Origin of the sequence: Shewanella carassii, from assembly GCF_019670705.1 — a bacterium.
Taxonomy (GTDB): domain Bacteria; phylum Pseudomonadota; class Gammaproteobacteria; order Enterobacterales; family Shewanellaceae; genus Shewanella; species Shewanella carassii.
On sequence record NZ_AP024618.1, the window covers coordinates 3,582,661 to 3,604,452 of the forward strand.

General features: G+C 53.8%; 17 protein-coding genes and 1 pseudogene. 9 read left to right on the forward strand and 9 right to left on the reverse strand.

What is annotated here, in order from left to right; all coding sequences use genetic code 11:
• Positions 1–6 precede the first annotated feature (6 nt).
• The 5 genes and pseudogenes from K5621_RS16215 to hldE all read right to left on the reverse strand — a co-directional run bounded on the left by K5621_RS16215 (position 7) and on the right by hldE (position 6,189).
• Positions 7–2,087 (reverse strand): annotated as a pseudogene (locus K5621_RS16215) (type VI secretion system Vgr family protein).
• A 318-nt stretch (positions 2,088–2,405) separates the two neighbouring features.
• On the reverse strand, positions 2,406–2,924 hold the full coding sequence (locus K5621_RS16225; protein WP_025890191.1) for an Hcp family type VI secretion system effector: 519 nt from the start codon (positions 2,922–2,924) through the stop codon (positions 2,406–2,408).
• A gap of 372 nt (positions 2,925–3,296) precedes the next feature.
• Positions 3,297–3,776: a TetR family transcriptional regulator gene (locus K5621_RS16230; protein ID WP_221049771.1), complete on the reverse strand. Its 480-nt coding sequence runs from the start codon at positions 3,774–3,776 to the stop codon at positions 3,297–3,299.
• A 155-nt stretch (positions 3,777–3,931) separates the two neighbouring features.
• Positions 3,932–4,759: a hypothetical protein gene (locus K5621_RS16235; RefSeq protein ID WP_221049772.1), complete on the reverse strand. Its 828-nt coding sequence runs from the start codon at positions 4,757–4,759 to the stop codon at positions 3,932–3,934.
• A complete protein-coding gene (hldE, locus tag K5621_RS16240; protein WP_221049773.1) occupies positions 4,759–6,189 on the reverse strand; it encodes a bifunctional D-glycero-beta-D-manno-heptose-7-phosphate kinase/D-glycero-beta-D-manno-heptose 1-phosphate adenylyltransferase HldE in 1,431 nt (476 codons plus the stop codon). The genes K5621_RS16235 and hldE overlap by 1 nt, the downstream gene beginning before the upstream one ends.
• Before the next feature lie 105 nt (positions 6,190–6,294).
• Here hldE and K5621_RS16245 point away from each other — a divergent pair, with 105 nt between their 5' ends.
• Positions 6,295–7,218: an LpxL/LpxP family Kdo(2)-lipid IV(A) lauroyl/palmitoleoyl acyltransferase gene (locus K5621_RS16245; RefSeq protein WP_221049774.1), complete on the forward strand. Its 924-nt coding sequence runs from the start codon at positions 6,295–6,297 to the stop codon at positions 7,216–7,218.
• A gap of 57 nt (positions 7,219–7,275) precedes the next feature.
• On the opposite strand, the gene K5621_RS16250 is transcribed toward K5621_RS16245, so the two are convergent.
• Positions 7,276–9,000, reverse strand: coding sequence for a potassium/proton antiporter (locus tag K5621_RS16250; protein WP_221049775.1), 1,725 nt, complete (start codon positions 8,998–9,000; stop codon positions 7,276–7,278).
• A gap of 635 nt (positions 9,001–9,635) precedes the next feature.
• Here K5621_RS16250 and K5621_RS16255 point away from each other — a divergent pair.
• Entirely contained in the window at positions 9,636–10,550 is a 915-nt protein-coding gene (locus tag K5621_RS16255) for a L,D-transpeptidase family protein (RefSeq protein WP_100144914.1), read from the forward strand.
• A 53-nt stretch (positions 10,551–10,603) separates the two neighbouring features.
• Here K5621_RS16255 and K5621_RS16260 read toward each other — a convergent pair whose 3' ends face one another.
• Entirely contained in the window at positions 10,604–11,425 is an 822-nt protein-coding gene (locus K5621_RS16260) for an N-acetyl-ornithine deacetylase (protein WP_221049776.1), read from the reverse strand.
• Positions 11,426–11,525: 100 nt separating this feature from the next.
• Positions 11,526–11,867 (reverse strand): FKBP-type peptidyl-prolyl cis-trans isomerase, encoded by a 342-nt coding sequence (locus tag K5621_RS16265; RefSeq protein WP_025890081.1) that lies wholly within the window; start codon positions 11,865–11,867, stop codon positions 11,526–11,528.
• Positions 11,868–12,051: 184 nt separating this feature from the next.
• Here K5621_RS16265 and zapE point away from each other — a divergent pair, with 184 nt between their 5' ends.
• Positions 12,052–13,170 carry a cell division protein ZapE gene (gene zapE / locus K5621_RS16270; protein WP_221049777.1) on the forward strand — a complete coding sequence of 373 codons (1,119 nt, stop codon included), beginning with the start codon at positions 12,052–12,054 and terminating at the stop codon, positions 13,168–13,170.
• A 61-nt stretch (positions 13,171–13,231) separates the two neighbouring features.
• Here zapE and glnE read toward each other — a convergent pair whose 3' ends face one another.
• Positions 13,232–16,087, reverse strand: a complete 2,856-nt coding sequence (gene glnE, locus K5621_RS16275; protein WP_221049778.1) for a bifunctional [glutamate--ammonia ligase]-adenylyl-L-tyrosine phosphorylase/[glutamate--ammonia-ligase] adenylyltransferase — start codon at positions 16,085–16,087, stop codon at positions 13,232–13,234.
• A gap of 235 nt (positions 16,088–16,322) precedes the next feature.
• On the opposite strand from glnE, the gene K5621_RS16280 reads away from it, so the two are divergent.
• From K5621_RS16280 to K5621_RS16305, 6 genes are all read left to right on the forward strand, one after another.
• A complete protein-coding gene (locus K5621_RS16280) occupies positions 16,323–17,273 on the forward strand; it encodes a hypothetical protein (RefSeq protein WP_039034534.1) in 951 nt (316 codons plus the stop codon).
• Positions 17,274–17,304: 31 nt separating this feature from the next.
• Positions 17,305–18,204 carry a DUF350 domain-containing protein gene (locus K5621_RS16285; RefSeq protein WP_039034533.1) on the forward strand — a complete coding sequence of 300 codons (900 nt, stop codon included), beginning with the start codon at positions 17,305–17,307 and terminating at the stop codon, positions 18,202–18,204.
• A gap of 4 nt (positions 18,205–18,208) precedes the next feature.
• Positions 18,209–19,936 carry a polyamine aminopropyltransferase gene (locus K5621_RS16290; protein WP_221049779.1) on the forward strand — a complete coding sequence of 576 codons (1,728 nt, stop codon included), beginning with the start codon at positions 18,209–18,211 and terminating at the stop codon, positions 19,934–19,936.
• A gap of 79 nt (positions 19,937–20,015) precedes the next feature.
• A complete protein-coding gene (locus K5621_RS16295; RefSeq protein ID WP_025010359.1) occupies positions 20,016–20,429 on the forward strand; it encodes a YjfI family protein in 414 nt (137 codons plus the stop codon).
• An 11-nt stretch (positions 20,430–20,440) separates the two neighbouring features.
• The gene (locus K5621_RS16300; protein ID WP_221049780.1) at positions 20,441–21,130 is read left to right on the forward strand and encodes a PspA/IM30 family protein; all 690 of its coding nucleotides are present in this window, start codon (positions 20,441–20,443) and stop codon (positions 21,128–21,130) included.
• 6 nt (positions 21,131–21,136) lie between these two features.
• On the forward strand, positions 21,137–21,787 hold the full coding sequence (locus K5621_RS16305; protein WP_039034530.1) for a hypothetical protein: 651 nt from the start codon (positions 21,137–21,139) through the stop codon (positions 21,785–21,787).
• Positions 21,788–21,792: the final 5 nt, after the last annotated feature.

Below are 21,792 nucleotides of genomic sequence, written 5' to 3' on the forward strand. Positions count from 1 at the left end.
GGCCCATTACCCCTTGTGCTTCAAGCAGGGGCAATCTTCCAGAGGACAACTGCCATCGGTTTGCTTTTGGCACAAGCGAGCCACGGCGACATTGTTGTAGGAAAGCATTTCCATGCTGGCGGGAGCCAATTGCAGAGGTAAGGGATTAGGAAGCTCGGCAGCGGCCACTTTTCCCGGAAGCTCCGGCGCTTTACCGCTATAACCACTGCCTGATGCCGCGCCGCCGCCGGCATTAAGGTTGATCCCGGGGCCGGAAAGATGCACCCCGGCCGGATCGACCTTGACAAAACTGCCACCGGCTTTGACTGTGATTTCAGAGGAAGACTCCAACACCACTTTTTGCCCCGCCTTGATATGAATTTCATCACCGGTTTCATTAACCCACACGGGTAAGCTTTTTAGATGTAAGCTGCCATCCACTATCAGGCTCTTGTCGCCTGTTACCTGCTGACGGGACTCGCCCAGCACCGTCAGGTGGTCGTTGCCGCCGATGCGGCTGCGCCTTTCATTGTCCACATCCAGGTGGCTGTCGTGCTTGATATGCTCGTGTCTGTCATTCTCGGTCAGTAGGTTCAGGTCTTTCTGCGCGTGCAGGTAGATTTCCTCTTCCCCCGCTTCATCCTCAAACCTCAGCTCGTTGCTGCCCTCGCCCTTGTGACTCTGGGTCTTCAGCACGGTGCGGGTCTTGTGGTAAAGCAGCGCGTAAGGCACCTGGTTCACCGCATGGTAGGCCCGGCCGGTGATGATGGGTTGGTCCGGGTCGCCGTCCAGAAACGACACTATCACTTCATGCCCTATCCGCGGCAGTGCCATAAAGCCATACTGACCACCGGCCCAGCCCTGGCTGACCCGTATCCAGCAGCTGCCGTGCTCGTCACCCTTGGCATATCTGTCCCAGGGGAATTGCACCTTCACTCGGCCGTATTCGTCACAAAATATCTCTTCATCCTTCGGCCCCACCACGGTCGCTATCTGCGGCCCCGCCATCTGTGGTTTGGCCTTCGGCTCCGCTTGCCATTGCATGGAGGATGGCACCGCCACTATCTCGTTACTGTAAGTGGTGCCGCGGCGGCTGTTGTCCTCTTCCGCTGCATTGCCCTGCTCGCCTGTGTGGCTGCCCCCCACTATTACCCATTCGCGGTTAAGGCTCGCATCCGGGTGTTCGCTCAGGGCAAACTTCTGCCCGCTCAACGCCTGCAGTTGGTCACTCTTGAGCAGCAGCTGTTCGCTCTCCCGTCGCAGTCCCGCCAGACGCACCTTGCTGAACAGTTTGCCGTCGGCATCGTCCTTGTAGCGCCCCGGGTAGTCGAAGTGTTCATAGCCGCTCTGTTGCCAGTCTGCATCCTCTGTACTCGGTTGCAGGAAGCTGTAGGCCGGTTTGCGGAAGCTGTAGTCCTTGAGGGTGGCCCCGCTCTCGGCACGGCGGTGGCGGTATTCGGCGCTGCGGACACTCGCCTGCTCGGCGCGTCCTCCCGCCAGGGCGTTGTAGGGGTAGCTGTGGGGGCTCAGGCTCAGTTTGTCCAGTGCATCGCACAGCACCAGGGTGTGTTTGTCGCTGCTGTGCTCGAAGTAGTAGAACAGTCCCGCTTCGCGGGTCAGGCGCTCGAAGAAGTCAAAGTCGCTCTCGCCATACTGCACGCAGTATTCCCGTTTGCGGCTTTCATGGCGCGGGTCACAGCGAAAGGCGTAATCGGTAATGCCCATTTCGCCGAACAGCACCGCGATGATGTCGGTCAGGCTCTTTTCCTGGAAGATGCGGCTGTTGCGCCGCAGCTGCAGGCGGCTCAGGGTGGCTCCAGTCTCAGCCGGTAGTGGGTCTGTCTGTGGCCGCTGTCGCCGCGGCCAAAGCGGCTTACTATGCCGTGCAATTCTCGTTGGCATTCGCCGTCCTGCCACCAACTCAGTACCCCGCTCTGGTCCACCAAGTCGCTCGCCTTGATATCGTCCCGGCGACTCAGCAACTCAAGCTCAACCACATAAGGACTCGACAGCGATTCTTCCAGCTTGAACGACAGCACCGACAGGCTATCCTCTGCCAAACTGCCCGCCTTGAATCCAAAACGCATGCCACTCCCTTGATGACTCATCTTCGCTGTCCTTATTGTCCCTGTCCTTTCGCGGTACTCTTGCTGTCTGAGCTCTTGCTGTCTGAGCTCTTGCTGTCTGAGCCCCGGCTTCCCCTGTTTTAGGGAAGGCGTTGAGCTCCGCTCGCTGAGTGCCGTTTTGCTCTTGGTTTAAATGCGATTGACTCGAATGTCTGTTGAATGTCCGTTTAGCCGAATTGCACCAAAAGCCATTGGCCTGCTCTCTGGCTCTTAATCAACCGGTTACACTGTCAGTTGACGTCCCCGCCAGAAAACACCCCAATGGCAAACAGCCACCGCAAGGCGGTGGCTGACACACTATCAGGCTTCGATGGGCTTGCGCCAGTCATCCGCACCTGAAGTACCGGCACTCACGTGGTCCCAGTCTATCTTGCGATAGGCCATTGACACCTCAACCAATTGAGTGAAATCTGCCTTGTTCGGGTCCTGGCAGTGTGGCATGTGGCAGTTGATGTCCACTATCGTCGCACCTTCAAGCTTGGTAGTGAAGAAGTGCTCCTGCTTGCCCTCGATAGAGGTGCGGTACCACTTCAGCTCAACCTTGTTCAGCTTCTCACCGGATGACAGCGAGTTGTACATCAAAGGCACCGCCTTGTTCAGCGCCACGGTGAACTTGAACGGCTTGTGCACCCGCTGACCCGAAGGCATACCTGACTGTGGGTCGGTCGGCACTGTCACCACATGGTTGAATTCCTGAACCAGCATCTCGTCTTCATGACCTTCCACAAAGATGTCGCCCACTGACTCGGCTGTAAACGCGCCTGCGGTGATATTGCCCTGGGTTTGACCTTCGATGGAGATATAACATGGTGTTGGCATGGTTAATTCCTTTTACTGTTGAATGAGTGATAAAACTTCATCAGCCAATGCCAGAAGCATGCCAAATCGTAAACTACTGTTTTACAACAACATCTAAACCTACCCCCACTCTCCGGGCAATTTATTGCCCAAACCCGGGCAATTTTTTGCTCGCCGGGCAACTTCTTGCCCGAAGAGAGTTGCCCAAGTAGAGTGGCCTGAAAGAGTTGCCTGAAAGAATGTCCCAAAGGGTAGGCCGAAGTCGATTGGCTTTTGTGAGCCAATAACGCGTAATTCGATAAGAAAATGAAGGGATAAAAAAACAGCAAGCCTTAGCTTGCTGTCTCAATTATTTCTATGAATCGCTTGAATGAGAGTCGCTTAAACGGAATTTCAAGCGGCGCAGGCGATACCGGGATCGGCAAGCAACATAACAGCACTGCGGCCCAGGAGATCATTGATCATCTGCTCGCCCTTTTCACCCAGCTCTATCTGGGCATTTTCCCTAGCCATAGTCACAGCACGAAACAGAGTGATTTCAGGATTGTTGTGTCCGCAGAGACTAAAGAAGAGTCTCAATACAGCCCTGTGCTCTGCTTGCTGCAACGCCTGCATCCAGGATTTTTCGAGTGCTTCAACACTGGAAAAATCCAGAGCGGCCAGAAACAACCGACCAATACGCACATCCAACCTGGCAAGAAAATCGATTTTGCGCGGAAAATGGTGACTGATCCCCGTGCGGCTAATTCCCGTTGCTTCAGAAAGCGTTGTGTAAGACATAGCCTCAAAACCAATAGTTAAGATCTGTTTGAGAGCTTCGTCCATAATCTGATTGATAGTCAGCTCAGTCTGAGCCTTTGAACGCTTGGCCATTCTTGTCTGCCTCTTATCCCCGTTATTTTTATTGCCAAGGAGCTTATCAAAGGCATAGAGAGAATACTGCCAAAAAGAGGGGTGTTAACAGCGTTTTTCACCTTTGTTCAGCAAAGGTTCAGCTAGGAGAGCTAAAAAAAGCCTTGTTAATCACATTACCGCAACATTCTTTCTTTGGATAACCAAAGTTTTGCTGTTTCGCTCCCCACCAGTTTTTCAAGAGTAGGTTGCAACACTTCACCCAACTGTTTACGGCGCCAAAACATGTATTCTGGCAGGGTTTGTCGGCCACTCCGGTTAAAGAGATGCTGCAGCAAGCTGGAAAACTCTGCCACTTCATCTGGAGAATAACGGCGGATTTCCGGATAAAAACTGAGCACAAATGTAGCAAAATCAGCAAATTCCGCGATTTGTTTCAGATCATACTTATTTAACACTTGTATCAGATAAAGTGGGCTCCAATGTGACAAATTGCCGATATCGGAAAATACTGCCAGGTTACGCCTGTGGTATTGTTGCCACACAAGTTCCAGACTGTTCCATTCTTTAGCACAACGCCAAGCGAGATAAGTATCAGCCAACCACTCATGGTCCAGTTCAGACAACTCGGCAGGCAAAACATTTCCTTGCAGACGCTTTACTTCCAGATGCCCCAACTCATGCCAGAGAGTTAATTGCGGCTGATGCCGCAACACCAGTTCATGATTTTGACCATTCCAGATAGCAGTTTGACTTTGTGGGAGATAGTACGGCGCCCAGAGAACCATGCCGGCAACGCTTTCATCTTCGACGGGCAGAGACATGGCGCCTCTCATTCCCAGTGCATCGAAGAAAGCCTTTTGAGACAGGGGCAGTTGTTGTTTGACTCTATCGGGGAGTTGTTGCAAACACTGAGGCAGTTCCGATGGCGGGCATATCAAGGCTTGTTTTGGACCTACATCAGCCCAAAACAAGCTTCCCGATAGCAACACCGCCATCAACATCAGGGCTTGGCCATAATATTCTGAATAATGGCGGTGGTGGAGATACCATCTTCGAACCCCAGCACCTTGACACTGCCACCGGCGGCGATCACCTCTTCACCTCCGGCTATCTCTTCCACCCGGTAGTCGCCCCCCTTGACCAGGAGATCCGGCAGCAATCTAGAGATCACTCGCTGCGGTGTATCTTCACTGAAAGGCACCACCCAATCGACAGCGGCCAGCCCCGCCAGTACTGCCATTCGCCGCTCAAGACTATTGACTGGACGCCCCTCGCCCTTGAGCCGTTTAACCGAAGCGTCATCATTGACCGCCACAATCAATCTATCGCCCAAGGCACGGGCTTCTTTGAGGTAACTGACGTGCCCGGCATGGAGTATGTCAAAGCAACCATTGGTCATCACCACCCGCTCACCTCTGAGCTTGGCTTGCTGCATGGCGTACAGCAGTTGATCTTCGCTGACCACACCAAAGCCAGACTCTCCCTGATGTTGAGCCAGAGCCTCGATGAGCTCAATGCGGCTGACAGTGGAAGTGCCCAGTTTGCCAACCACCACACCGGCGGCGGTATTGGCAATGGCACAGGCTTGCGGCAGGTCGCTGCCGGCCGCCAAAGCTGTGGCGAGAGCCGAAATCACAGTATCTCCGGCGCCGGTCACATCATAGACTTCCCGAGCCACTGTAGGGATATGCAGCTCATCCCCTTCGCTGGTGATCAGTGTCATGCCCTTCTCCGAGCGGGTAACCAGAATCGCCCCCAGTTGATGCTTGCTAATCAAAGCCTGGGCCTTGGCCACCAGATCAGCTTCCGAGCTGACAGTACCCACCACAGCCTCAAACTCACTCATGTTGGGAGTAATTAAACTGGCACCGGCATAACGGCCGAAATCGCTGCCCTTGGGGTCCACCAAGACACTGATCCCCTTGGCTCTAGCCTTGGCGATAAAGGCCTGAGGCTCAAAGATGGCACCCTTGGCATAGTCAGACAGCACCAGCACCTTGCAATCGTCCAGTAGAGCTTCGCTCTGCGCCAATAGCGCCTGGCTCTGCTCCTGGTCAAAGGTCTCTTCAAAATCCAAGCGAATAAGCTGTTGGTTACGACTCAATACCCGCAGTTTGGTGATTGTGGGTTTATCTTCAACCGTCAGCCACTTAGGCTCCACACCTAGAGTACTGATGCCCATATGCAGGGCCGATGCGGCTTCATCGGCTCCGACAATACCGGCCAGTTGCACCGAGCCGCCCAGCGCCGCGATATTCAGCGCCACGTTGGCTGCTCCGCCGGGCCTATCCTCTATCTGATTGATACGCACCACAGGTACAGGCGCCTCGGGTGAAATACGGCCGGTTGGGCCAACCCAGTAACGGTCGAGCATCACATCACCAACCACCAGAACCTTGGCTTTTTCAAATGGGGGCAGAGTTACCTTCATAACGGACTTGTCTTATTAGGCAAAATAAACCCCGATTGTACCTAATTTTTACACTGAATTGGGTTAGAATATGCGGTAATTTTTCCTGTAAACGGGTTTATCGTTTTGGTAGAGAAAGCACAATTTTCCGCTCACTTGTATCACCCTAAATTCTGGTTGCTGTGGCTGGCTGTCGGTCTGGCCAGACTGACCCTCCTGCTGCCACTCAAGTGGCAGATGAAGCTTGGCAGTGGCATAGGTCTGCTGGCAATGAAGCTGGCTAGAAGCCGGGTTAACACCGCCAAACGCAACCTGGAGTTGTGTTTTCCACAAATGAGTGAGGCCGAGCGAGAGACGCTGCTCAGACGTAATTTCCAGGAAACCGGCAAGGCCATTTTCGACACTATCAATGCCTGGTGGTGGAGCAACGACAAAGTGCAGAAGCACATGCAGATAAAGGGCCAGGAGCATGTTGAGCAGACACTGGCCGCCGGTCAAGGAGTTATTCTGTTTGCGGTTCACTGCTTGCCGCTGGAAATGGGGGCAAGAATATTTGGCCAATTTCAGCCCGGGGTTGGTGTGTACCGCCCCCACAACAACCCTGTAATGGAATATCTGCAGGTGAAGGGCCGTTTGCGTTCAAACAAAGCGCTGGTTCCCAAGCGGGATCTAAGGCAAATGGTGCGTTGCCTGCGTAACCCTGATGTCATTTGGTACACAGCAGATCAGGACTTTGGCCGCTCCAGCGCCATCTTTATCCCCTTCTTCGCCGTTCCCGATGCTGCCACCATCACCGGCGGCACCACCTTGGCCAAGCTGGGTAAAGCCAAAGTACTGCCCTTCTTTGTCGAGCGCAACGCCGATGATACGGGTTACAATATAGAGATCCAGGCGCCGCTGGATAACTTCCCCGGCGAAAATGAGGTGGAAGACGCCAAACGCGGTAACGGCATTGTCGAGCAGTTGATCAGCCGTAACCCGGCGCAATACATGTGGCTGCACCGCAGGTTCAAGACCCGCCCCAATGAGAGCACGCCCTCACTCTATTGAGAAAGTAACCGTAAAAATGCCGACTCAAGGTCGGCATTTCTTCGTTCTTCGCTTTTTTCAGTCTTCTGAGGGCAATCTCAAACCAACCCGGCTGACAGTGCCTTCCTGCACCTCGGCGACTATCCAGTCCAGCCCTTGCCAGAGGAATTGATCCCCCACCACAGGGTGACTGCCGAGTTGCTGCTGCAGTAAGTCGGCAACCCGCATCTGCTCATATTCGGGTTCCAGCTGCATGCCGTAAATCGGTGCCATATCGGCCAGCATCACATCCACTGAAATAAAGAAGTCACCAAAGAAGCGGGGCGCCTCGCGTTTTTCTGGCGCCTCACTGAACAGCTGACTCAGAGGCTCCAAATCGTCCTCTTGCCCCAGCACACAAAGAATGTCATCGGCCATCAGCCTGGTACTCCCCGAAGGGTGCAACAGTTCGTTATTGCGAAATACGGCGGCAATCCGGGTTCCCGCCGGCATGGCAAGACGCCTCAGAGGCTCACCGATACACCATTTGTTTTCACTGAGTCGATAGACAAATATCTCCCACTCACTGGTGGGATAAATTTCCACCCCGGCGCGGGAAATAGGTGCCGGTTTGGGTGGCAACTCCACCTTGGCCAGCTGCGCCGCCTTGGACAAGGTACTGCCCTGCAGCAGCAAGGAAACCATCACCACGAAGAAGGCCAGGTTGAAGTAAAGCTGCGCTTGTGGCAGCCCCGCCATCATGGGAAATACCGCCAAAATAATGGGCACTGCGCCGCGCAGCCCTACCCAAGAGATAAACCATCTATCTCTGTCATGGAAGCTGCGAAACGGTAGCAAACTGAGCCAAACCGCAATCGGCCGCGCCAGAAAGATCATCCCAAACGCCAGTGCCAAACCCGGTAAGGCGATATCTTTCAGATCCGATGGCGTCAGCAAGAGTCCCAGTACCAGGAACATGCCTATCTGACTGAGCCAGGTCATACCATCGAGCACGTTGAGAATCGAGTGTTTGCCACGGGTCGCCTTGTTACCGAGAAATAGACCCACCAGATAAATAGACAGAATACCACTGCCTCCCAGGGCATTGGAGATGGCGAAGATCATCAGTCCGCCACTCAGCACCAAAATGGAGTAGAGGCCTTCCGGCAATTGATTGCGATTGATAACCTGCCACAACAGCCAACCGCCGCCGACACCGAGGATCCCGCCCAGGCCAAACTGTTTGATAAAGCTCAGTGCCAGATAGTTACCCGAGAGTTCATCGCCACTGCTGCCGAGAATGGCAATCAGAGTCACGGTCAAAAACACAGCCATGGGGTCGTTACAACCGGATTCGATTTCCAGTGTCGAACCGACACGCTCATTCACGTTTTTGCCCTTGAGCAGGCTAAATACCGCCGCGGCATCGGTCGAACCGACAATGGCTCCCACCAACATGCCCTGGAGTAAGTTGAGATCGAATAACCAGGCAGCCAACAAACCTGTCAGTGTGGTGGTTAACGCCACCCCAAAAGTGGCCAATGACAGAGCCGGCCACAATGCCACCCTGAAACTGGCAACCCGGGTACGCATGCCACCATCGAGCAGAATAACCGCCAGCGCCAGGTTACTGACCAAATAAGCCACTGAATAGTCATTGAATACTATGCCGCCTGGGCCATCTTCACCGGCAAAGATACCCACCGCAAGAAATACCACCAAAATAGGAATACCGAGTCGCGACGATACTGGGCTGAGCAGTACGCTGACTGCGACAAGCAAGGCCCCGACAAGGAAAAAGCTGTTGATGATATCTGCGTTCAAATGACCCTCCAGTTGAAAATGCGGGGAAGCTAATAAAAGAGAAACCTGACTCTAACGAGACTCCGGAAAACACGTGGGTTACAGACGGGATTATATCATTAATTAGGGTTATTTTTCAGTAGAAACAGTTGACTTATTTTTGTTTTCAGCGAAAAAGACCAGCAAAAGAAGCCATGTAACCCCTTAAAAAATAGAAAATTTAATCGTTTAATCGAGATATCAAGCAAAAACAAACATAAACTCAAATTAATGAATAAATTTTATTTTTTTCAATTGCTTAAACAAACATACATAAAAAAACAAACATAAGAGTAAAGTGATAAAGGCTATCTTTATATATGGTTCACATTAAAGGGGAGTTACGCCAATAAATGGGCTGCTGGAGAACAAAGTTCCCATCAAAAAAGCCACTCTCCGGATGGAGATGAGCTCGAACTATCCTAGACATCTTAAGGATTTTTGGGACCCCAAATAGAAAGGAAAACAACTTCGTCTTATCATCGAACAATAGACTTAGGTACGAAAAATTTTGCTGCAATCTGTTGAAATCTGCGCCGGAAAAGGTAAGGATGCCTGCTCGACTCTGATGCCTGAAACCATGGCGACTGACAGCGTTTAATGAAGAAAAATATCCTATGACAAGAATTCCCCGCCTCGCCCTGTTACTGGGCCTGTTGCTTCCCGCCTGCCTGTCGCAGGCCGTTGAATATCCTCTGCCGCCAGAGGGCAGCAGTATCGTCGGTGACAACCAGTATTATGTGGTGCCCGATGATAAGCGCACACTGGAGAGTGTTGCCGACGAATATCAACTGGGACTGACCAACATGACCGAGGCCAACCCAGGGGTCGACCCTTTTCTTCCCAAGCCCCGCAGCACATTGCTGATCCCTCACAAGCTGATCCTGCCGGATGCCCCCCGTAAAGGGATAGTGATCAACGTGGCCGAAATGCGCCTCTACTACTATCCCAAAGACAGCAATACGGTACAGGTCTTACCCATAGGCATAGGCCAGATAGGCCGGGATACCCCGGAAAACTGGGTAACCAAGGTTTATCGCAAACGCGCCAACCCCACCTGGACCCCAACGGCCAGGATCCGCAAGGAATATGCCGCCAACGGTATCACCCTGCCCAAGGTCTGGCCTGCAGGCCCGGATAACCCCATGGGCTTGTATGCGCTTTATATCGGTAACCTGTATGCCATTCACGGCACCAATGCCAGCTTCGGTATCGGCCTGCGTGTCAGCCAGGGTTGTGTCCGCCTGCGCAATCAGGATATCGAGCATCTGTTTAATACTGTGCCCAACGGCACCCGGGTACAGTTTGTCAATCAGCCGATAAAGGCCAGCCTGGAGCCGGATGGCGGTCGCTATCTGGAAGTGCATCAGCCGCTGTCGCGCACCGAGGCCGAGTTTGAATCCACCGCGCCTGTGGTATTAAAGATGACCCCGGCCATCAGCCGTTTTCTCGCTCATGCCGATACCGACTCGACCGTGCTCAAACGCCTGTTGGATGACAGAAGCGGTATTCCTACCCGCATCAATCCCTGACCCCTTTAAAAAGAACAAGACCCCAGCCTAGGCTGGGGTCTTGCTTTTGGCTGTTACCCCTTGATGGGAGCCAACTGCTGCTGCACAAAGGCGTGCATCACGGCGCTGTTGGCCAGAATTCGCTGATCCAGGTTCTGGGTTGCCGGTGTTTCACTGCAAACACCCACCTTGGCACCGGAGCGAACCAGCCAGGCCTCGAACGAAGTATCAAAGTGGTTGAAGATGACCCCGTCTTGCACCGGACAGCCATCGATATCGCCATCGGCGGCAATATCAAAGAAACGCCCCAGAGTATCACGCAGCTGCAAACTGAACTGACCGGGTGATTGTCTGGGCTCAAAAGAATAGATATAGGTATGCTGCTGCAACACATCCTCATGACAGGTCAATATGCCTTCGCGGCTGGCGCCCTGCAGCAGTTGACCATATTCCAGCAGCAGCTTGCCTTCAACCGAAGGTGAACTGGCTTCGCCCTCTTTGGGCTGCAAAAAACCCCGATTGGGGTTTTCACCGAACTTATTGAATCTGTGCCCCTTGGCAAAGCCAGTGGGGTTGACCAAGGGCAACAAGCTCAGATTAATTCGCTCGAAAATATCCTGTTGCAGTTCACTGAGAAAATGCAGCATACCCCAAGGGCCGGCCGCCTCTTCACCGTGGAATCCGGCACTGATCAACACAGAAGGCAGCTCCGCCGTCGCTGAGGGCGACTGATACAGCTCCAGTGGATAATCACCTATTTCGCCCAGCTTCTTGCGCCCAAGCTGCAGACGATCAACTTCCTGTTGCAATTGGGCATAGAAATGTTCGATATCCGTACTGTCGCAGGCAAAAATGTCTGAATGCCATTGAAAAGATGCGAAGGGGGAACGGCTCATAGTGCTTTTATGACTCAGATGAATGAAGGGCAAAGCTATAATATCAGCTTTATATAAAAACAAAATCCATCTTAGCCAATAGCGCTCAAAAGCCCAGGACTCAATCGTCGCGGGTCAGGACCTCCAGCAGTTCGATTTCAAATTCAAGATCCGAATTCGGCTTGATCAGCGCCCCAACCTGGCGTTCACCATAAGCCAGATGTGCCGGAACCTTGAGTCGGCGTTTGCCACCGACCTTCATCCCCATCAAGCCCAGATCCCAGCCCTTGATCACCCGCCCTGTGCCTATGACACACTGAAAGGGACGGCCCTTGTCCCAGGAAGAATCAAATTGAGTACCGTCACTCAACCAACCTCGGTAGTGAGCCGTGATAAGCGCTCCTTTCACCGCGGCTTTGCCCTGACCTTCCTCGATATCTATGATTGCCAATTCTGCCGTCATGGCTTGTTCCTCAACCTATGGCTCAAAAGGCGCATCTTAGCCGTAAAAGGAACTGAACACTATTCCATGGATAGATAAAGCGGCATGGCAGGCACTTTTCCTTCAGGCTCAAGCCCTTGCTATACTGGCCGCCCGCGGCACTTATATGGCACTTAAATAACAGTCACAGGATGGGACGTCCAGAATGAAGCACACAATTTCCCCCTCTGAACGCTATGCCCAAGGCCCTTGGCTGCAAGACCCAGCCCAGTTGCCTGCGCTGGCAGCGCTTGATAAGCGTTTTCAGGCACTCGGTCAGGGAAACAAAGTCCCCGGGCTCTACCTGTGGGGGGATGTCGGCCGCGGCAAGACCATGTTGATGGATCTCTTTTTCAATGCCGTCGAGGGGCAGCCCAAGCTCAGACTGCATTTTCATCACTTTATGGCCAGGGTTCACAGAGATCTGAACCGCATCAGCGGCACCCGTGAGCCTTTGGATCAGATTGCCGCCACACTGGCCAAAGAATGCCGCCTGCTGTGCTTCGATGAGTTTTTCGTCTCGGATATCGGCGATGCCATTATTCTTGGACGTTTACTCGAAGGCCTGTTTAACCGTGGCGTTATGCTGGTCAGCACTTCCAATACGCCAATCGAGCGCCTCTATGAAAACGGCCTGCAGCGAGAGCGCTTTTTACCGACTATCGACTTGTTGCAACAGAAGATGGAATCACTGCACCTCAATGGCGAGCGAGACCATCGCCTCACCAAAGGCGCGCCCCATGCCCAGGCGGCACTTCCCCTGCTGCAGCTTGGCAATGAACCTGACTTCAGCCAGTGGTTTTCAAAAAACGCCTCGGGCCCAGGGCAACTCAGCATCATGGGCAGAGCGCTTTTTTTCCAAGCCATGGAAGCCACACAATCCCTGGCCTGGTTTCGCTTCGATCAGCTCTGCGAAGGGCCGAGATCCACTCTGGATTATATGGAGCTGGCCGAAACACTGGATACTCTGCTGCTGAGCCATGTGCCCAGGCTTGGCGGTGAGCGCCGCGGCTGGATCCGCGCCCGCGGCACCGAAGATGCTGCCGAAGCCGTCAGCACAGGCGATAGAAAACTCAGTTATGCGCCGGAGGATGATGCCGCCCGGCGCTTTATCGCCCTGATAGATGAGTTTTATGACAGGGGTAAACAACTGGTGCTACATGCCCAAGTACCACTGGAGCAGCTGTATCAGGGCGGCGCCCTCAACTTCGAGTTTCGCCGCACCTACAGCCGCTTAAGCGAAATGTTGCAGGGAACTCCCGGCAAGCCAAGGGCAGGTTATTGAAAGTCGAATAAAGATGGCATCAACCTCTTGTATCCGAGCCATGCCCATCAGCCATAAATAACTATTGCCCCAGGATAAGCTCATAGATGTTGCTGACCCGTTCGGCCTGCTCCGCCACTTTTTCCTGCGCCACTTGCCCAGGCAACCCGGCCAGAGTCAACCTGTGGTTTTCATCCCTCAGCATGCAATAGGCCTGGGTCAGATGCTGCGCCGACATCAAGGGCAACAGCTCAAGCTCAGCCAACACCTCAAAAATCCGCACATTATCAGACCAGATACACAGCTCAGGGTACTTATGGGCATGAGCCAGCACCAGATACTGAGCGATAAATTCAATATCGGCGATACCGCCAACGCTTTGTTTAAGATCGAACATTCCCTGCGGCGCTTTGAGCAGATGGTCGCGCATCTTAAGGCGCATCTCGCGCACTTCGCTGGCCAGCTGTTTCCTGTCTCTTGCTTGGCGCAGCACACTGTCTCGCACCGTCTGAAACTCCTGCGCCAGGACGTTGTCACCGAAGACAAAGCGGGCACGAACCAAAGCCTGATGTTCCCAGGTCCAAGCTTCCTGCTGCTGATACTCGCCGAAACGACCAATTTCACTGACCAAGAGCCCGGAGGCGCCCGATGGTCTCAGGCGCATATCCACCTCGTAGAGCTCGCCCGACATGGTGCGGGTGGAAAACAGGTGTAATATCCGCTGCGCCAGTTTGAGATAGAAGTGCCCTACATCCAACGGCTTGTCACCGTCAGTCGAGCCACCCTTGGCATTGTGCAGAAACACCAGGTCGAGATCCGAGCCGTAGCCCAGCTCAATGCCCCCCAGCTTGCCATAGCCGACGACGGCAAAACCTATCTCCCCGTCAGCCAGGCCAGGCGGCACGCCGTGGCGCTCTGTCATTTGCTGCCAGGCCTGTTGCACCACTTGCTCTATGATGGCCTCGGCAAGAAAAGTCAGGTGATCGCTGACCTGCATGATAGGTAAGACCCCGGTGACATCCGCAGCGGCAATTTTCAACTGTTGCGACAGTTTAAACTGCCTGAGCGCCTCCATCTGCTGCTCCATATCCTCTTCCGGAACCCGCAGCAAGTATTGGCGCAGTTCACTGCCGTAGTCATCCAGAGAGGTGGTGTCATAAAGCTGCGCCGGATCGATCAGCTCATCCAGCAACATGGGGAATTTCGCCAGTTGCTGGGCAATCCAGGGACTGGCACAACACAGGCTCACCAATTGTTGGCGGGCGCCGGGGTTTTCACACAAAAGTTCAAGATAAGTGGTGCGGGTGAGGATCTGCTCCAGTACGCCGGTTACCGGCTTGAATGCCTTGCCGGGATTGGGCTGCAGCGTCAGCTCCTCAAGCATTTTCGGCATCAGCTTATCCAGGGTATCCCGCCCTCTTGGGCCTATGGCCCGGCGTGATACCGTCTCGTGCCAATGGGCCAGACTGCTCCAGAGTTCATTGTCTTCTATGCCTCGCTCGGCCAGCAGCGATTGTATGTCTTCCTCGCTGTCACAGACCCAGAGCTGGCAGGCCCAGCTGTCGCTTTGCTCCTCATTGTCTTCATCACCGCCGACGGTATCGCGAAAATGGCGATGAATTTTGAACATGGCAGAATCAATCTCACTGCGCAGCTCTGCTTCATTGGCCATCTCCAGTGCATAGCAGAGACGATGCCAATCCAAACCGTTATCCGGCAGGGTCTGGGTCTGTTTATCTCCTATGGCCTGCAACAGGTTTTCTACCCGGCGCAGCAGCAGATAACTTTGCTTGAGTTCATCTACCGCCAGGTACTCAAGTTGCCCCAAACGAAAGAGGGTATCTATGGCATCGAACAGGCTTTGACTGCGCAGCGCAGGCTCCCGGCCGCCGCGGATAAGCTGAAAACTCTGCACCACGAACTCCACTTCGCGGATACCGCCGGCACCGAGTTTGATGTTGTCCTTGAGCTGGCGCCGCCGCACTTCCTGGGCGATAAGGCGTTTCATCCGCCTCAAGGAATCTATGGCAGAAAAGTCGATATAACGCCGGTAAACAAAGGGGCGCAGCAGGTCGTGAAGCTCATCAGAGTATTGAGTCCAGGGACCAAGCGCACGGGCTTTGACCATGGCATAACGCTCCCAGTCACGCCCCTGCTCCTGATAATAATCCTCAAGGGCGCTGTAGCTGACCACCAGCGGGCCACTCTCGCCATAGGGACGCAAACGCATGTCGACCCGGAACACAAAGCCATCGACTGTGACCTGCCCCAGCAGATTGACCAGGCGTTGCCCCATGCGGATAAAGAACTGCTGGTTATCCAGGCTGCGCCGACCGCCCTGGGTCTCGCCGTGTTCCGGGAAGGTAAAGATCAAGTCGATATCGGATGAGAAATTCAGCTCACGACCGCCCAGCTTGCCCATTCCCAGGATCATCAAGGGTTGTGGCTTGCCGTCGCTGTCACAGGGGGTTCCCAGACTCTGGCACATTTCACGATAGAGCCAGTCTCTGGCGCCGATGATCAGTGCCTCAGCCAATACAGAGAGATCGAGCAGTGACTCCTGCAGCGGGCTATAACCCATGAAGTCGCGCCAGGCGAGGCGTACCATTTGCCGATTGCGATAATTTCGCAGCACTGATTTGGCGGTTTCTTCCTGGGTGACAGAGTCGAGCAGGGATTGAATTTCGCCGGCAAAGTCTTGTCTATCCAGGCGAGTGAGCTGGCCGGTAAACAAGGGGGCAATCCACTCTGGGTGGCGGCACAGCTGAGTGGCAACATAATCACTCAGGCCCATAACTCGCTGCAGCTCCTGCTGCTCGATGAGGCTGAGCTCGGTGACCACCTCAGGCCAGCGCTCCACCAGCAGATGCCAATGCTTACCGGCCTGCTTACACAGCAACTCGGAAAACGGCTTTTGACTGTCACACCCCAATTCCATAGTTATCCCTGTTCGATTGTATTCAAGATTATTTAGACATATTATGTCATTTTACTGCACGTATCTCTGCTCGACATGAAGGTTACCAAATCGATGCCTGTGATTCTGACTTCACCCCAATTCTTGTGGGTGATACTCTGTGCACAGATTACACCAACTTGCACTGACGGCCTACGGGGACCAGAGGTTTTAGCACCGTTTGCCAGTCTCAAGTGCTTATCATAATGGAGAAAACATGGCAGGAATGCTGATCCGTATTCTCAGTCTGCTAATGCTGTTATCACTGACAGCCTGCGGTGACGACAGACCCGAGCAGATCGCCCAGTTGCAACAGCTGAATGACCAACGTCTGGAAAAACTCGGCCAGATGCTGGACAAAGACCAGCTGCGCAACGGCATCTTACTTAAACAGTATGGTCAAATTCTGGCGCAGCAGCGGCCGGAATTACAACCGCTGGTGGAGCAACTGACACTGGATGCCACCAGTAAAGGACCACTGTACAAGTCACTGGAAAGCAGGGTGAAAGACGCCAAGGTGGCGAGCAACTTTGTTAATCTTGACCAACAGTTGGAAGAGGAAAACAACCTCTATCAAGCGCTGGACTCAAGCCTGTTCAACGACATGCTGTCAGATCCCGTCAATGTGATTGCCGATATGTCAGAGGGCAAACTCGCCAGGGTCAACGCCATCAGCCGCGAGGCTTCAACCCTGGCCAATGGCTCGGAAGACTTTGGTGCCGGCAGCCAGTTGGTGGGTAACCCCGCCTATGGCCAGTGGCAAACCGATTCCAACGGCATGTCCTTTTGGGCCTGGTATGGCATGTACTCCATGTTTTCCAACCTGTTCCACAGGCCGGTTTATTATGACAACTGGTCCAGAGGCAGGGATTACAGCTATTACAATGATGTGGGCCGCTATCGCTATACCTCCCCCAAGCAGGCCAAGGCCCAAACTCAGGTCTATGAGCGCACCAAAAAACGTTTCGACTCTCAAGGCAAACGCTTTGACAGCCCTTATGCCAAGTCCCGCTCCGGCTCCAGCGCCCTCTCTCGTCAGAGCAGCGCCGCACCCAAGCCATCCAGCAGTGGACAATCGGCCAGCAAGTTTCGCTCAAACTACTCTAAAGACAGCAGTTTCCGTAATTCTGGCAGTCGCACCAGCCGTGGTGTCAGCCGGGGCAAATAACTCAGCCAGGATCACAACTTAAGGAATGAACATGACTCTATTTCAGGAATTCGGCATCACTCAGGAACTGGCCGTCATACTCGCCATCGACCTTTCTATCGCCGTGGTACTGCTCACTCTGACCCGCTACCTGCAGGGCTGGAGTATTCGGGTAAACAGCAGTGAAGAGCTGGCGGTCAGAGACAACTTCGCCTTCGGCATCAGCACCGCCGGCGCTGTTGCGGCACTGGGTATAGTGCTGACAGGCGCCATTACCGGCGCCGCCGCTCACAGTTATCTGCAGGAAGCCATCGGCATGAGCGCCTACGGCCTGTTTGGTCTGGTGCTGATCAAAATGGGGCGCTTTTTGCACGATAAAATCGCCTTGAATAATATCGACAAGAACGCCCTGGTACTCAAAGGCAATGTGTCGGTTGCCATAGTCGATGCCTCGGCCGCTATCGCCACTGCGATTATTATCCGCGCCGTGCTGCTGTGGGCCGAAGATCTGACTCTGGATACCTTTATTGCCATCCTCAGTGCCTTCGCCATCTCTCAATTGATGCTGGTGTTGCTGACCCGCCTCAGAGAGAATCGCTACGCCGCCCGCAACCAGGACAGCTCAATGCAGCAAGCGCTGGCGCAGGGAAATACCGCCCTGGCGATACGTCATGCCGGGGCGATGATCGCCATGGCGCTGAGCTTCAATGCCGCCAGTCACTTTATCGTCTTCAGCCCTGAAGCCTATGTAACCAACGCCCTTGGCTGGCTGGTGTTCTCCTTCATTATGTTGGTGGTACTGAGCCTGTTGCTACCCTTGGTCAAACTCCTGGTGCTGGCAAAAATTGACCTCGCCGATGAGGTGGAAAAGCAGCACAACATAGGCTTGGCCGCGGTTGAAATGGCGATCAGCATAGCGGTTGCGCTGATCCTCACCGCTTTGATGGCCTGATCCCGTGGCATTAAGTAGTCACGCCAACCCCCAAGAGCCCAACAGACGCCACTTAGGTGCCCTCGATGATACCTTGCTTTTGGGGATCATGGGGGTACTGGCGGCCTGTGGTCTGATATACGAATACCTGCTTTCCCATTATGCCGGGCGCATTTTGGGCGCCCTCGAGGCAGCCATCTACACCATGATAGGCTTGATGATAGTCTCCATGGGCTTGGGGGCCTTTGCCGCCCGCAAGATAAAGTGCGCCTTCAGCGGCTTTGCAGTATTGGAATTAACTGTCGCCTTGCTGGGCTCACTGGCGATTCTGATCACCGCCGCCGTCATCGGCTTTGGCCACGAGCTGCCGGAACTGATAGGACGAACCCTGGGGCTACCGCCGGATCATCTGCCTCAGGGTGGCTTTATCGGCCGTTTTCAGGAGTTGTCCCGCTACCTGCCCTATCTCTGGGGTGTGTTGCTCGGTTTGATGATAGGGATGGAGATCCCGCTTATCGCCAGGGTGCGTCAGGCTCTTTCCGAAGAACACCTGCTGCACAATGCCGGCACCATCTATGGCGCCGACTATATAGGTGCTGGTGTGGGTGCGGCGCTCTGGGTCGGCTTTATGCTGGCGCTGGATATCCAGCTGGCTGCCGCCATGACCGCCGCCTTTAACCTCTTGGCCGGGTTTATCTTTATTATCCGCTTCAGGGACAGGATCCGCGCCGCCAACTGGTTACTGGCGGCACACGTACTGGCTACGGGGATACTGCTGATGCTGGCCATTAAGGGGCCGACCTGGGAGCAAGGATTCAACAACCTCCTGTATCAAGACAAGGTCGTCTATGCCAAGGCTACCCGGTTTCAGCAACTGACACTGACCAAGCGCCTGATGGGTAACCATCTGCCGCCGGTGTACTCCCTCTATATCAATGGCAGGCTGCAGTTCTCCTCCAGTGATGAACACATCTATCACGCCTTCCTGGTACATCCGACTCTGGCGGCCAGTGCCCGTCACGACAAGGTGTTGATCATAGGCGGCGGTGATGGATTGGGCTTGAAACAGGTACTGAAATGGCAACCCAAGCAGGTCACTCTGGTGGATCTCGATGCCGAGATGGTCAAACTGTTCAAAGAACCCGGGGCTGAAGTACCGGAAGATCTCAGGACAGCATTGCTCGGCCTCAACGGCAACGCCTTTGCCGATCCCAGGGTGGAAACGGTTTTCGACGATGCCTTTAACGGTGTCGACCGCTTGCTGGCCCGCGGCGATAAATACGATGCCATCATAGTGGATTTGCCTGATCCCTCACATCCGGATCTCAATAAGCTCTATTCAGACCTGTTTTATAAAAAACTCAGGGAACTTCTGAGCGCGGATGGGGCCATCAGTATACAGTCCACCTCGCCTTACCATGCGACCAAGGCCTTTATCTCTGTAGGCAAGACCCTGGCACTGGCGGGATTCAAGGTGAATCAGTATCACCACAATGTGCCCAGCTTTGGCGAATGGGGCTGGACCATAGGGACACTCAATGGCCAGGATGCCAAGAGCCGACTGCAACAGATGCAGCAACTGCCGGTAGAGGATGACTGGTTGACGCCCGGGCTTATTCGCGGCGCCTTCGAGTTTCCGAAACAGTTTTACACTAAGATGGACCAGGTTCAGCCCAACACCATAGGCTCACTGCAGCTGTATTACTACCACCTGCAGGCATGGACAGATGAACAGGGTGTAGCAACCTTTTAAACAGGCAAAGATAACGCTTGACATATTATGTCTCGGTGTTATCTTTAAACGCAGACATAATATGTCAAAGAGGACAAATATGAATATTCACACTATTGCCAATCATTTAAATGGACTTGGCGACAACAGCTCTACTGGGTTCCAGTTTGACTGTTACCCCATTGAAGGGGATGTAGAAGTGTTGCAGGTCAATGTGGTTGGCCGTGAAGAGATCCCCGTATTTGTTTCGGTAACGGAAAACCAAATCCTCTGCATCAGTTATCTCTGGGGAGAGGATGAACTCAAGCAGGAACGCCGTGCCGAGATGTTTGAAACCATGTTGGAACTCAACATCCCTATGCCACTGTCTTCATTCGCCAAGATTGACGATAAGTATGTGGTTTACGGTGCACTCTCCCTGCAATCGAGCATGCTGGAAATAGAACAGGAACTCTCGGTCCTGTCTGACAACTGTCTCGAAGTCATTGACGAACTGGTCGACTTTTTGAAATAAGGAGCCAAATCATGGGCATACTGAACAAAATTCTTACAGCATTCCGCGGTGGGGCCAACGAAGTCGGCCAAAGCATAGTGGACGCCAACTCAACCCGCATCTTCGAACAGGAGATCCGTGACGCCGAGAAACACCTCACCAAGGCCAAGCGTGAACTGACAGATGTGATGGCCAAAGAGATGCAAGCCAGCCGTGAAATCGATCGCATTAAACGTGCTGTCGCCGAGCATGAAGGCTATGCCACTCAGGCACTGGAAAAAGGCAATGAAATCCTGGCGCTGGAAGTGGCCGAGAAAATTGCCCAGCTGGAAATGGAACTGGCCGAGCAACAAACCGCCAACGACAGCTTCAGCGCCCATGCTGCCCGCCTGAAAGATCTGGTGAAGAAGACCGAACGTCAGTTGGCCGACTATCAGCGTCAGTTGAGCATGGTCAAGACCACTGAAAGCGTGCAAAAGGCCACGGCTTCCATTACCGACTCTTTCGCGTCAAGCAACTCCAAGCTGCTCAACGCCAAAGACTCACTGGAGCGTATCAAGGCCCGTCAGCAACAGTTTGACGACCGCCTGAAGGCTGCCGAAAACCTGGAAGCCGAGAACAGTGACCAATCGCTGAAAGCCAAGCTGGCTGAAGCCGGTATCGGCGAGCAGAAGAGCAACGCCAGCGATGTGCTCGAGCGTTTGAAAGCCAAGAAAGGCTGATAACTTATGGGATTCTTTGGCAGCCTGTTTGGCAAAAAAGAAACTCCAGTGCGTCAGCTTAAGCACCCATCTGAGCTGCAAAAGGGCGATATGATCTCCCTTGATGACAGCTTTGCCCTGCCCGCGCATCTGCGCGGGCAGCAGCTTAGGGTCGAAGCCGTCAATACCTATGAGTATCAGCGTAGTCAGTCGACTGAATGGGTGCTCAAGGGGCACAGCGGCGAAGCCATCTATCTGGGGCTGGATGAAGACGACGAAACCTGGCTGGCTTTCTCGCTGAAGATAAGCCGCGCTCAGGTGGATGCCTTATTCGATCTGGATGATTTCTCCGCCATCTTCGATGAACCGGGGAAAGCTGAGCTGAGTACCAAGGCACTCACTGCCGAGACTGAGATGCTTGAGCAATGGCTCGGGAAACACTACCATCAGGTCAGTTTTGCTGAGTTTGGCTATTTCCACCGGGAAGATTACCGTGGACTCAGGCCGCCTCAGGATGCTGACGGTGCAACAGGAGATGCCTTCGAAAGCTATCAGTTGCTGGATGATGACGAGTCTCGCGCTGTGGATATCGAAGTCTATGAAGGCGGCGAAACCGACGTTGCGCTGACCCTTTACCGCCCCCTCAGCGATATTCGTGACTACTGGCCAGGAGAATAATGCGG

What these genes read in the sequence shown, in the direction of transcription:
- zapE (WP_221049777.1), top strand. Translation starts at nt 12,052, where the DNA reads ATGAAGCACACAATTTCCCCCTCTGAACGCTATGCCCAAGGCCCTTGG.
- K5621_RS16285 (WP_039034533.1), top strand. Translation starts at nt 17,305, where the DNA reads ATGACTCTATTTCAGGAATTCGGCATCACTCAGGAACTGGCCGTCATA.
- K5621_RS16255 (WP_100144914.1), top strand. Translation starts at nt 9,636, where the DNA reads ATGACAAGAATTCCCCGCCTCGCCCTGTTACTGGGCCTGTTGCTTCCC.
- hldE (WP_221049773.1), bottom strand. Translation starts at nt 6,189, where the DNA reads ATGAAGGTAACTCTGCCCCCATTTGAAAAAGCCAAGGTTCTGGTGGTT.
- K5621_RS16280 (WP_039034534.1), top strand. Translation starts at nt 16,323, where the DNA reads ATGGCAGGAATGCTGATCCGTATTCTCAGTCTGCTAATGCTGTTATCA.
- K5621_RS16260 (WP_221049776.1), bottom strand. Translation starts at nt 11,425, where the DNA reads ATGAGCCGTTCCCCCTTCGCATCTTTTCAATGGCATTCAGACATTTTT.
- K5621_RS16295 (WP_025010359.1), top strand. Translation starts at nt 20,016, where the DNA reads ATGAATATTCACACTATTGCCAATCATTTAAATGGACTTGGCGACAAC.
- glnE (WP_221049778.1), bottom strand. Translation starts at nt 16,087, where the DNA reads ATGGAATTGGGGTGTGACAGTCAAAAGCCGTTTTCCGAGTTGCTGTGT.
- K5621_RS16305 (WP_039034530.1), top strand. Translation starts at nt 21,137, where the DNA reads ATGGGATTCTTTGGCAGCCTGTTTGGCAAAAAAGAAACTCCAGTGCGT.
- K5621_RS16300 (WP_221049780.1), top strand. Translation starts at nt 20,441, where the DNA reads ATGGGCATACTGAACAAAATTCTTACAGCATTCCGCGGTGGGGCCAAC.
- K5621_RS16225 (WP_025890191.1), bottom strand. Translation starts at nt 2,924, where the DNA reads ATGCCAACACCATGTTATATCTCCATCGAAGGTCAAACCCAGGGCAAT.
- K5621_RS16230 (WP_221049771.1), bottom strand. Translation starts at nt 3,776, where the DNA reads ATGGCCAAGCGTTCAAAGGCTCAGACTGAGCTGACTATCAATCAGATT.
- K5621_RS16265 (WP_025890081.1), bottom strand. Translation starts at nt 11,867, where the DNA reads ATGACGGCAGAATTGGCAATCATAGATATCGAGGAAGGTCAGGGCAAA.
- K5621_RS16235 (WP_221049772.1), bottom strand. Translation starts at nt 4,759, where the DNA reads ATGTTGATGGCGGTGTTGCTATCGGGAAGCTTGTTTTGGGCTGATGTA.